This window comes from Cellulophaga baltica (assembly GCF_018861125.1).
In the GTDB taxonomy this organism is placed as follows: domain Bacteria; phylum Bacteroidota; class Bacteroidia; order Flavobacteriales; family Flavobacteriaceae; genus Cellulophaga; species Cellulophaga baltica_A.
Window position 1 is genome coordinate 739,195 of the sequence record NZ_JAHKQN010000013.1, and the last position, 11,638, is coordinate 750,832.

Sequence of the window (11,638 nt, forward strand, 5' to 3'; positions counted from 1 at the left end):
ATTTAATCTTTTTCCCACCAACCTTTACTATTAATATCATCACCACCAATTCTATCCGATGCTTCTTGGTAGTTTGCGTTATTTGATGCTTGTTCAGATTCAGGATACAAGTAACGAACCGGATACCTATCTTCATTTAAATTATCAGGGCCAGGTTTTAAATAAGGAATACCAGTTCTACGAACGTTAAACCAAGCTTCATGGCCTACGGAAATTAAGCTTAGCCATTTTTGAGTCAATATTTTTGTAATATCATCTTCACTGCCATCAAGAACAATCTCCGGTTTAGTAAAATATTCGGCAGGAATTTCAGTATTGTAGTATTCAAAACTTGCTGTAATTGCATTTTGATAATATGTATTAGCATCACCTGAAATATATCCTTTGGTTACAGCTTCAGCTAATGCAAATTGAACCTCTGAATATTGCATAAACTGTGCATCAACACCATCAGCTACATCTCTGAAAATACTCCCGAATAAAGAAATGTTATTTAAATCGACACCACTGCTTGAAATTGTATTTGTTGATTGTCCATTTATTAAACCATGATATTCTGGTGTGTCACTATTTGTTGTTGATCCTGTTGGATTATATAGTGTCATCATACGCGGATCATCCCAAGATTTTAAAATGGAATCTACAGTTGCCGTCATTCTATGTTCATTATACGTGCCAGATGATGCCGTAAATAAGGGAAATTGGTTTGGTGTAGAACTCAAATAGGGTAGCACCGCATTATCTTCATTTGATTGCATTAAATTACCAGAGTCTGCTAGTGTTTGTAAAGCACTAAAATCTGTCAATCGTTTACTAATTCTTATCAAGTAACGTACTTGAAGTGAGTTGGCAAACTTCACCCATTTTGTTAAATCACCACTAAATAAAACATCACCTTTAATAGTTGTATTAGTATTTTCTAAAACTGTTACAGCATTTTCTAGAACAGCAATAATTCCTGTTTCAGTATCTGTATAAATACTTTCTTGTGTATCATATTTAGGTAAAAAATTACCATCTAAAGCTCCCAACGCTTCTGTATACGGAACATCACCCCATAAATCTGTAAGTTGTGAGAATAAATAACTCTGCATAATATTACCAACCGCATTATAAGCTTCATTTGTTGTTGTTGATGCTTTTATCGAAAGAATATCAGATTGTAGCTGAAAGATTGAATTCCAGTATTCACTATTTGAACCCATTTCATATCGATCTATACGCTCAAATTCTATACTTGCGGAAAATTGTGCTAAGTAATTTGATTGCCTAAAACCTTGTTCGTAAGCATTTAAATCTGACGAAACTGAAATGACGTTGGTTAATAGAAACTGTGGACTAACCGATTCAGGGTTGTTATTGTTTTCGTTAATTTCATCAAAATTTTCAGAACATGCAGTAAATACTGTGCTTGCTATGATAATTGATAAATATATTTTTATATAATTTTTCATGATTTTAAAATTCTGTTTTTAAACTGAAACCAATACTTCTTGTTGAAGGATAAGAGAAATCTTCTACTCCGTAAGTGATACTTTGCTCTTGTAAAGCATTTAGTTCAGGGTCAAAATGTGGATTCTCAGTAAATAGTAATAAGTTACTGCCGACTAAACCAAGTTTTATTTTGTTAAAGCCAATTGAATTTACGAGTTGTTCTGAAAAATTATAATAGATGCTTACCTGCCGTAGTTTAATATAAGATGCGCTATATAATGCACTTGCTTCATTACCACGATCAAAAAAGGCATTGTTATAGTCCTGTGCTGATACTGCAGTTGTATTTGAAACATATTCCGGACTTTCACTTGTTCCGATATTTACAACACCTTCACCTATAATACCAGTTTCTCTACCAAATAGAGTTTCTTTTAAAACACCAGAAGTACTCCCTAGCGCTTTGGTTCTTGAAACAATTGTTCCGCCTTGTCTCCAATCAAATAAAAAGGTAAAGTCTAAATTTTTAAATGAGAATTTATTATTAAAACCAATTTGAAAATCTGCATTATAATTTCCTAATAAACGTAAATTAGGGTCTTGTACAGGAAAACCATTAGCATCATGTACAACTTGATCATCAAACTCAATAAATCCGGTTCCGTACATATCTCCAACACGACCATTCTCTCTAGCAATATAAAAAACTGTGTTTGATCCGCCTCCACCAGAAAAGATACTCGCTGTTCCGGTTACAAATTGATCAACAGCACTTGGGAGCTCTGTTACGATACTTCTAGATGTTGAAAAATTTGCTGAACTCTGCCATTGGAAATCATTCTTTTTAATGATTGTTGAACTCAACAAAATTTCAAGTCCACGAGTCCTTACTTTGCCACCATTCTCATTAAAGTTAGCAAAACCACTAGCTTGTGATATTGGTCTTGATATAATTTGATCAACACTTGTGTTTTGATACCCGGCAACATCTAATTGTAATCTTCCATTTAAGAACCAAGCTTCAAAACCTGCTTCAAGTGCATTTAAACGTTCAGGTTTTAATTCTGAATTTTTTAAAACTGTTTCATTAGTTACTCTAAAATCAGAACCATAATTTTGGTTTAATAACAAATTCTGACTTGTTTGATACGGATCGGTATCATTACCAACACTTGCAGCACTAAATCTAAAATTTAAATAAGAGATTGCTTCTGGTAGTTTAAAAACATTAGTAGCTACATAACTAAAACCTGCTGAGTAGTAACCAAATGAATTACTATCTTCAGGCAATGTACTACTCCAATCATTACGATAGGTAAAATCAAAATAAAGAGCATTTTTGTATGATAAATTTCCAGTTCCATAAATACTATTGATTCGTTTTGTAAACGTATTACTTTCTGAAACAATAGCGGATTTAGAATTTGCTAAGGTGTAAATATCGGGTATCGCTAATTGAGAAGCTTCTGAATAACTATACTCAATATCTTGATCAAAGCGATTTCCCCCAGCTGAAATTGTGTAGTTCCAATCATCGTTTATAGCGTCATTATAAGAAATTAATACATCAGTATTTAACTCTCTAAAATAAACATTATCTTCTCTATAGGACCCATCAGGGTTTGCATTTGTGCTTACTGCACGCCTAAATTCTCTTTTATCATTATAGGTGTCAATACCCGCACGAATTGTAACATCGAGTTTATCGGTTACATTATAAATTGCAGATGCATTTCCTAAAAATCTGTTTTTATTAAAACTATTGGTGTTCTCATAAACTGTTAAATAAGGGTTTGTTAGCCAATTATAATTAATATCAAAGTGCTGAATATTTGTTTGTCCGGCTTGCCAATAATCTTTAAATGAATCAATATTTGCTTGCCTACCAGTCCAGTTAAAACCATAAAGTGGATTTTCGTAACCATAACCTAAATTTGGCCGGTTATTACTTCGTGTATTAATATAATTTACAAAAGCGTTTACATTTACATTGTCACTTAAAATTTGGTGAATATTTAATGAAATTCCGTCACGATCTAAATCTGTATTAGGCACTATACCTTCATTTCTTAGGTTGCTATATGAGATACGACTATTACCATTTTCACCCGATGAGTTTATGGCAATATTATTCTGTTTGGTAATTCCGGTTTCAAAAAAGTTACGTACGTTATTTGGGTTTGATACCCATGGCGTTGCTGTAATAGGAGAAAGGCTTCCATCAGCTAAAGTTCTAGCAATTACATCTCCAGCACGAACAACATTTCCGTTTGCATCAGTAGACGGACTATCAAATTGATTGATTAGAAGTCCTTCATCTAATCTTGGACCATAACTACTTAAACCACCATCATTAATACCAGCTCCAGCTCCGTTTTGAAAAGAATATTGACCGTTAGAACCACCGCCATAAACATTTTGATATTCAGGTAGTGTTAATAATGTTTCAACTGTTAAAGAGCTACTTGTTGTAACCCCAAAACCCTTTTTGTTTTTTCCTTTTTTGGTGGTAATTACAACAACGCCATTTGCTGCTCTTGCACCATATAAAGCTGCAGAACCGGCACCTTTTAAAATAGAAATTGAAGTAATATCGTCAGGGCTTATTTCTGATCCGCCATTACCAAAATCAACTTCTTGCAATGCGCCATCGTTGACAAGGTTACTGGTAATTTGTTCATTACTTATAGGTACACCATCAACTACAAATAAAGGTTGGTTGCTACTACTTAATGAGTTTTCACCACGAATAACAATTCTAGAGGAAGAACCTACACCTGAAGAACCGTTTGTTATTTGTACCCCAGCAACTTGACCAGCTAAGCTATTTACTACGTTGGTTAATGTAACTTCGGTAAGTTTTTCTGGAGCAACAGTTGTTACAGCAGAAACTAATGACTGTTTCTCTCTTTCAATACCTAAAGCAGTTACCACAATTTCACTAAGTTGTTCGGTGTCTGTTTCGAGGGTTATTATCTTAGGAAAAATATTATCAATTATATTTATATTCTGACTTTGATATCCGATTGATGAAATATTGATTTTAAAATTTTTATTATTTGTTGATAAAGTAAATGAACCATCTTCAGCTGTAACAGTATAATTATTTGTAGTTACTTCGTTAATGGTAACAAATGGTATTGGTTGGTTTTCGGTATCGACCACAATTGCCCTAAATGTATTTGTTTGAGCAAATAGGGATATGGCAAATAACTGAAATACAGCTATTAATGCTATTTTCATAATATTGAGTAATAAGTTGGATGAATTATTATATAAGATGGGCCTAATTCCTTTAAAATTAGATTAATCTTATATGCTACTACGGAAATATTATAAGGTTGGAGGGCCTCTTAAGGAAAAAGTATTGAGTGAACCATATGATGCAACATTGACAATTGCAGTGTCAATTAATTCTTCCTCTACATTGAAATTATCTAATATGTAAGAAGCTAAAGTTGAATTACTATTTGAATATGCAAACTCTAATGCATTGTTTTTAGAATCAATATCTGATAAGGTTTCTAAAATTGAAAGTGAGTTTGAGCTTTTTAAAGCAAAAGTTCTTATTTCTCTTGATAAATTACTCGTTAGCCAAGAGAAATTTTTAAACGCTTTTTCATCAAAAGTAGATTTATTAAACCCTAAAAGGTAAACACCACCATCTTTTGAAGGGCCAAAAACTATATCTTGATTTGATAATAACCATATGGCTTTTTTTATGTGAAGCGATGTTAAGTTAGGAGTGTCATTTCCTATTGAAATAACCTTTTCATACCCTTTATCAAATAAAGTCTTATAAGCATTAAAATAACGCTCACTAAAAGTAGAACCTTTTTGTTTAGTTTCATCTAAAAGAACAACATCAACACCACTTTCTTTTGCAACATTTAAAGTTTTTTGGTTAAGTAGATTAAAAAACTTTTTTGATGCTTTTTTTTTATTAGACCCAAATATTGGTTTTCTCTCTGCTTCAATAGATGCAGAAAGTGAGAAAACGAATAAAACTGTTTTGTTGTTATTTGGTATCATTATTGATTTTTGTCGGGAAAAAAGTTTTAACCTTAACTTACATTTTAAAAATAATAATATTAGTTCTAAAAATAGTCAACTTTTTTATAATTAGTATCGTTGTAATTACGATAAAACAGACTAATGGGTTTGGTTTTTTTAAGAATCAGCTTTATTATACCATTTTTATGAGGTTCAACGAGTTTTAGTTATGGTTTAACCTGATTCTTAAGTTGTAACTATGATCTTAATTAACTTTGTTAAAGACCTATGGGTCTGTTTACCCCAAAACCCCAATCTTATGCAAAAAAGCACAAAACGTATTGCTACCATGCACAAAATGCAAGTTACTGGACTTGAAATGTTTTATAAAAATGGATATTATAGTACTAGTGTTGATGATATTTTAAAAGAATTAAACTTATCTAAAGGAGCTTTCTATTATCACTTCAAATCAAAGGAAGAATTTTTCATTAGTATACTTCAAAGCCTAGTGGTGAAAAAAGTATATAGTATGCTTATTGAGCCAATTGAAGGGCACGATAATCCAATAGACCTTATTACTAATTGTTTAGAAGATGCTTTGCAAACTGCAGAACATAACGAATATGATTATGGATTTGTATTACAAAACTTTATTACGGAATTTAATGGAAGTAACCCTGAAATTATGAAGTATTTAAACGATACTTTGAAAATTTGGGAGGTTAATTTAGTGTCTACTTTACAAAGAGGAAAGTTCAATGGTTATGTAGACCGTCATATAGACTGTGAAGGTGTTGCTAGTTATATTATTTCTTCGTTCTTAGGAATAAGAACTTTAATGGTTGAAGGTAGTGCAACAGCACTTAGATATAGATATATGCAACAAATACGTTTTTACCTTAGAGCTATGGCTAATAAACAAACAGCTTAATTATATAACACCTGTTCTATTTTATTTAAAATTACATCTGGAGTAATTGTTTCCATTGCTTTCTCATAGCCTTTCGGGTATTTGTTTCCATAAATTGAGGTTGGTATTAATGGGAATTTTTCTCTGTCAGCTAATAACGCATTTGTTGGATTCTGATTAAAAGGATAAAATCCTGCAAATGGATGAGTTACCCCCCACAATGTAACGGTTGGTATTTGATAAATAGCAGCAATGTGAGCATTTCCGCTATCCATTGCAAGCATCAAATCTAATTGCGAGATAATGGCAAGTTCTTCTGAAAAAGAAACCCTCTTGGTCATATTAATGCAATTACTGTACTTATTTTGCCAAGTGTCTAGCTGTAATTTTTCATTGTCACCACCACCAAATAGAATTATTTTATACTTACCAGTATTATTTAATTCATTAACCACATGTTCCATAAGTTCAAATGGATACATTTTGCCTTTAAAAGCAGCAAAAGGAGCAATACCTATCCATTTTTTTGTGTCAACCCCTAACTGTTTTTGAGTTTCAGGCGCAATGGAAATTTTTGAGTTTTTAGGTATTTCATTTAAGTCTATTTTAAAACCAAGTTTTTCAAATACGTCAGAATATCTTTTGTGTGTGGTTTTAAGTTGAATTATTTTTTTTTGTTTACTTGCCGTTAAAGCTTTCTTCTCATTCCTTCCTTTATCAATTTGATAAAAAGGAATTTTACTTTTCTTAAAGTAAAATTTTAGTATGTTACTCCTTAAAACATTATGTAGGTCAGCAACTGCATCAATTTTTAAATTCTTTAATTCTTTGTACAATTTTAAAAGTCCTAAAACTCCTTTATGTTTTCCATTTAAATCAGGTTCATAAATAGTTACGTTCGGCAATTGAGAAAACATAGGCTTGAAGAAACCTCTGGTAAGCATAGTAATTTTAATATCAGGATACTGTTGTGTTAATGCTTTTAGAACAGGCACTGTCATTGCAACATCACCCATTGCAGATAACCTAATAACTAGTATATGTTTTTTTGATGTTTGAATCATTGGTAAAATTATTTTTTACCACGGAGTATAGGGTTTAACTCATCATCATTATACATTTTCATCTGTTTATAGACTTTCATGTATTTACTACCATTTTCAATATCTGCTATTAACTGATCAATTGCTGTAGATAAATCTTTTTTCTGTTCTAAAAGGATTGCTAATTTAGATTGGCATTTTTTAATATGTTCTTCAGAAGCATCAGTTCTTGTAGCTTCTTCTTTCATATGATATACTTTTAGCGCAAGTATAGACAAACGGTCGATAGCCCAAGCAGGACTTTCTGTATTTATTGTAGCGTTATCCTTAATTTTAACCGATTGGTATTTATTTAAAAAATAACTATCAATATATTCAACTAAGTCAGTTCTATCTTGGTTGCTAGCATCAATTTTTCGTTTCAAAATTAATGCATCATCAGGGTTTATGTTAGGGTCACGAATAATATCTTCATAATGCCATTGTACAGTATCTATCCAATTTTTTCTGTATAGCAAATGTGAGATTTCATCCTTTGTGTATGGGTTTTCAAAAGATTGATATACATCATCTTCAATATGATATTTTTCTATACTTTTTTCAAAAATTGCAAATGCAAATTCACTAAACATAAACTCAAAATTTATAACAAAGATACTTTTTTTTAATTCAATTTTTGGTGAAGAATCTAGTTAGAAATTTTAAGTATATCTTACCAATAAAACTATTAAAGGAACAATTATAGAAGAAATTAAAATCACTTCTTTGATTTTTGGTTTTTTAATGTTTTCAATATAATTAGTCATAAAAACTGAAGTAGCAAAGAATGTAATTAATATTGGTGCAATTTCATGTGTTGATTTAATTATAGTAATTATTAATCCTACAAAAAAGAAAACTGTTACAAGTCGCATTGTATTGATTCGCCCTTGGCCAGATGAAGCAAGTTTTATAAATGTAAATATAATTAAGGTTAGTGCTGTAGGAATGTATAAGATTACTTTAAGACTACTTTTCCATTCTAAAATATATTCCCATGTAATTTTCACAGAAAATTGATAGTGATTTAAAATAAAGTCTTTTTGACCTATTAATGTGGTAATCATTAATAGTAAAATACTAAATGTTATTATTGCTATTATTGGCACCAACCAATTGCGAATATTCTTAGGGTCATAAATATAAATTGTAACGTAGATTAATACGAGATAGAGTAGTGCTAAGTCGTAAAATAAACTGGAAATTAATATCCATAAAGTGGCATCAAAAATCTTACGCTTAACATCTTTTAATGATTTAATACTTAATAGTCGTCTAACCGCTAAAAGGATAAAAAAAGTACAGTATATACTATTTTGATCCATCAAAATTTCAGGAAAAACGATTATTAGTAATGCAAAATATAAAATAGTAAAAGAGTTACTACCTGTTATTTTATTGCGTTTTATAATAAAATCGATTAAAAGTACATTAATTAATAACGCACTAACTGCAGGCAAATAACCCAGTAAATGTTCAGTAATAAAAGGTGTTGAGAAGATAAAATAAACCGTAACCCAATAGAATACAAACAAGAAAGTAAGTATAATAATGAAATTAATTGGTTTTGTTTTGCCAAAAATGCTTGATATCATCTTGGGTTTTTATATTTTTGTGTGGTAAATATAATTAAGATGGAATCATTTTTTAAAGCAATTGAAGATTTATTTGTAAACGTATTATTTATCCCTCTTGATGCGTTGCGTTTTATGCATAGCTGGTGGGCAGCAAATACGTTAAACTGGATATTCATGATAGTTGGTGCTGTAGCCTTTACTTACTGGATGTTAGAATTGAAAAAATATAACGAAGGTGGAGAAGAAAGAAAAGATGTTACTGCTCATTCTTATTTAGGAAAATAAAAAAAGCCCTTTATTAAAAAGGGCTTTTTTATTAATTCTTATAGATCAAAACCAAGATCTTTTCTGTAATACATTTTATCAAAATGTATCTTTTCCATACTCTCATATGATTTTTCTAGTGCTTCTTTAAAATCATTTCCGAAAGCTGTAACAGCCAAAACCCTACCGCCAGCAGTTACTACTGTGTCATTTTTTAAAGTTGTACCTGCATGAAAAACTGTAGCATCATTTACATTTTCAAATCCTGATATTTCAATACCTTTTTCATAAGCTTCAGGATAACCGCCAGAAACTGCCATAACAGTTGTTGCTGTACGTTCATCTAGTTCTAAGTCGATCGTATTTAAAGTTTGATTCGCGACTGCTTCAAAAACCTCAACTAAATCATTTTTTATTCTAGGAATAACAACCTCAGTTTCAGGATCACCTAACCTGACATTATATTCAATTACTTTTGGGTCGTTGTCTACTTTAATTAATCCTATAAATATAAATCCTTTATATGGCAAATCGTCTTTTTTAAGACCTTCTACAGTAGGTTTTACAACTCTTGTGTGTATTTTATCCATAAACTCCTTATTCGCAAAAGGAACTGGAGAAATTGCGCCCATACCACCAGTGTTTAAACCAGTATCACCTTCACCGATACGTTTATAGTCTTTAGCAGTTGGTAAAACTTTATAATTTTCACCATCAGTTAAAACAAAAACACTTAATTCTATACCGTCTAAAAACTCTTCAATAACAACAGTCGTACTTGCACTACCAAACTTAGCATCAACAAGCATTGTTTTTAGTTCGTCTTTAGCTTCCTGTAAATTATTTAATATTAAAACTCCTTTACCAGCAGCTAAACCATCAGCTTTTAAAACGTAAGGTGCTTTTAATGTTTCTAGAAATTTATAACCATCTTCTAATGTATCAGAAGTAAAACTTTGATATGCAGCAGTAGGAATGTTATGACGCATCATAAATTCTTTCGCAAAATCTTTACTACCTTCTAAAGTAGCTGCGGCTTTTTGCGGACCTATTACAGGAATATTTTTTAAAGTTTCATCATTTAAAAAGAAATCATGAACGCCATTTACTAACGGATCTTCAGGTCCAACAACAACCATATCTATATTATGATCAACAACAGCATTTTTAATTGAGTCAAAATCATTGACACCAATATTTAAATTTACTGCTATAGATGCTGTTCCAGCATTACCAGGTGCAACAAATAGTTGTGTAAGTTTTGTGCTTTGTTTTAATTTCCAAGCAAGTGTGTGTTCTCTACCACCCGCTCCAAGAATAAGAATGTTCATAATTGAAGGTTTGTGCAAAAATATCTATTGGATTTGAATTAGCTATGATTTATTAGAGAAATCACGATGTTCTTTTTTTTGAAGCTCCTCAGGAGATAACGATTTAAAATAATCATAAACAATTTTTAAACCTTCAGCACGGTTTGTTTTTGGTTCCCAGCTCAATATTTCTTTAGCTCTACTAATATCCGGTTGGCGCTGTAGAGGGTCATCCTGAGGTAAAGGTTTGTGAATTATCTTTTGATCTGTGCCTGTAAGTTTTATAATCTCTTGAGCAAATTCAAGTATTGTGGTTTCATGTGGATTTCCGATATTAATCGGATCAGTATAGTCGCTCATTAATAAACGGTAAATACCTTCTACTTGATCATCAATATAGCAGAAAGATCTTGTTTGTGATCCATCACCAAATACTGTTAAATCTTCACCACGTAAAGCTTGTCCCATAAAAGCGGGAACTACACGACCATCATTTAATCGCATTCTAGATCCATATGTATTAAAAATACGAACAATGCGCGTATCCAAACCATGATAACGGTGATAAGCCATGGTTAAAGATTCCATAAAGCGTTTTGCTTCATCATAAACACCACGTGGCCCTATAGAACTTACATTACCATAGTAATCTTCATTTTGTGGGTGAACAAGTGGGTCACCATAAATTTCCGAAGTAGAAGCAACGAGTATTCTTGATTTTTTTTGCATAGCTAACCCCAAAAGATTTAAAGTCCCTAATGAACTAACTTTTAAAGTTTCAATAGGTATTTTTAAATAATCGATTGGACTTGCAGGTGAAGCAAAATGAAGAATATAGTCAACGTTACCTTCTAAATGTACAAATGTACTTACATCATGATGATGAAACTCAAATTGTTCAAGAGGGAATAGGTGAGAAATGTTTTTAAGGTCTCCAGTTATAAGGTTATCCATTGCAATGACATAAAATCCTTCTTTAATAAAACGATCACATAAATGTGAACCCAAAAAACCTGCTGCACCGGTTATAAGTACTTTTTTCATTTATCTTAATGAATTATGTAT

The 11,638-nt window shown here is 31.4% G+C and carries 10 protein-coding genes; 2 read left to right on the plus strand and 8 right to left on the minus strand.

Annotation, left to right across the window (positions count from 1 at the left end):
* Positions 1–2: 2 nt before the first annotated feature.
* The 3 genes from KO500_RS05915 to KO500_RS05925 form a co-directional block, all read right to left on the minus strand.
* Entirely contained in the window at positions 3–1,454 is a 1,452-nt protein-coding gene (locus tag KO500_RS05915; protein WP_215955577.1) for a SusD/RagB family nutrient-binding outer membrane lipoprotein, read from the minus strand.
* Positions 1,455–1,458: 4 nt separating this feature from the next.
* On the minus strand, positions 1,459–4,677 hold the full coding sequence (locus KO500_RS05920; protein ID WP_215955578.1) for a SusC/RagA family TonB-linked outer membrane protein: 3,219 nt from the start codon (positions 4,675–4,677) through the stop codon (positions 1,459–1,461).
* 90 nt (positions 4,678–4,767) lie between these two features.
* A complete protein-coding gene (locus KO500_RS05925; protein ID WP_215955579.1) occupies positions 4,768–5,466 on the minus strand; it encodes a TIGR04282 family arsenosugar biosynthesis glycosyltransferase in 699 nt (232 codons plus the stop codon).
* A gap of 280 nt (positions 5,467–5,746) precedes the next feature.
* Between KO500_RS05925 and KO500_RS05930 the strand changes: the two genes are divergently transcribed.
* Positions 5,747–6,361, plus strand: coding sequence for a TetR/AcrR family transcriptional regulator (locus KO500_RS05930; protein WP_215955580.1), 615 nt, complete (start codon positions 5,747–5,749; stop codon positions 6,359–6,361).
* Here KO500_RS05930 and KO500_RS05935 read toward each other — a convergent pair.
* The 3 genes from KO500_RS05935 to KO500_RS05945 all read right to left on the minus strand — a co-directional run bounded on the left by KO500_RS05935 (position 6,358) and on the right by KO500_RS05945 (position 9,017).
* The gene (locus KO500_RS05935; protein ID WP_252732433.1) at positions 6,358–7,404 is read right to left on the minus strand and encodes a glycosyltransferase family 9 protein; all 1,047 of its coding nucleotides are present in this window, start codon (positions 7,402–7,404) and stop codon (positions 6,358–6,360) included. The two genes, KO500_RS05930 and KO500_RS05935, sit on opposite strands and share 4 nt — an antisense overlap.
* Positions 7,405–7,412: 8 nt before the next feature.
* The gene (locus tag KO500_RS05940; RefSeq protein WP_215955581.1) at positions 7,413–8,015 is read right to left on the minus strand and encodes a DUF4254 domain-containing protein; all 603 of its coding nucleotides are present in this window, start codon (positions 8,013–8,015) and stop codon (positions 7,413–7,415) included.
* A gap of 69 nt (positions 8,016–8,084) precedes the next feature.
* A complete protein-coding gene (locus KO500_RS05945; RefSeq protein ID WP_215955582.1) occupies positions 8,085–9,017 on the minus strand; it encodes a DUF6427 family protein in 933 nt (310 codons plus the stop codon).
* A gap of 39 nt (positions 9,018–9,056) precedes the next feature.
* On the opposite strand from KO500_RS05945, the gene KO500_RS05950 reads away from it, so the two are divergent.
* Entirely contained in the window at positions 9,057–9,284 is a 228-nt protein-coding gene (locus tag KO500_RS05950) for a DUF6341 family protein (protein WP_215955583.1), read from the plus strand.
* A gap of 38 nt (positions 9,285–9,322) precedes the next feature.
* On the opposite strand, the gene purD is transcribed toward KO500_RS05950, so the two are convergent.
* The gene (purD, locus tag KO500_RS05955) at positions 9,323–10,594 is read right to left on the minus strand and encodes a phosphoribosylamine--glycine ligase (protein ID WP_215955584.1); all 1,272 of its coding nucleotides are present in this window, start codon (positions 10,592–10,594) and stop codon (positions 9,323–9,325) included.
* Between the two features lie 42 nt (positions 10,595–10,636).
* On the minus strand, positions 10,637–11,617 hold the full coding sequence (locus KO500_RS05960; RefSeq protein WP_215955585.1) for a UDP-glucuronic acid decarboxylase family protein: 981 nt from the start codon (positions 11,615–11,617) through the stop codon (positions 10,637–10,639).
* Positions 11,618–11,638 lie beyond the last annotated feature (21 nt).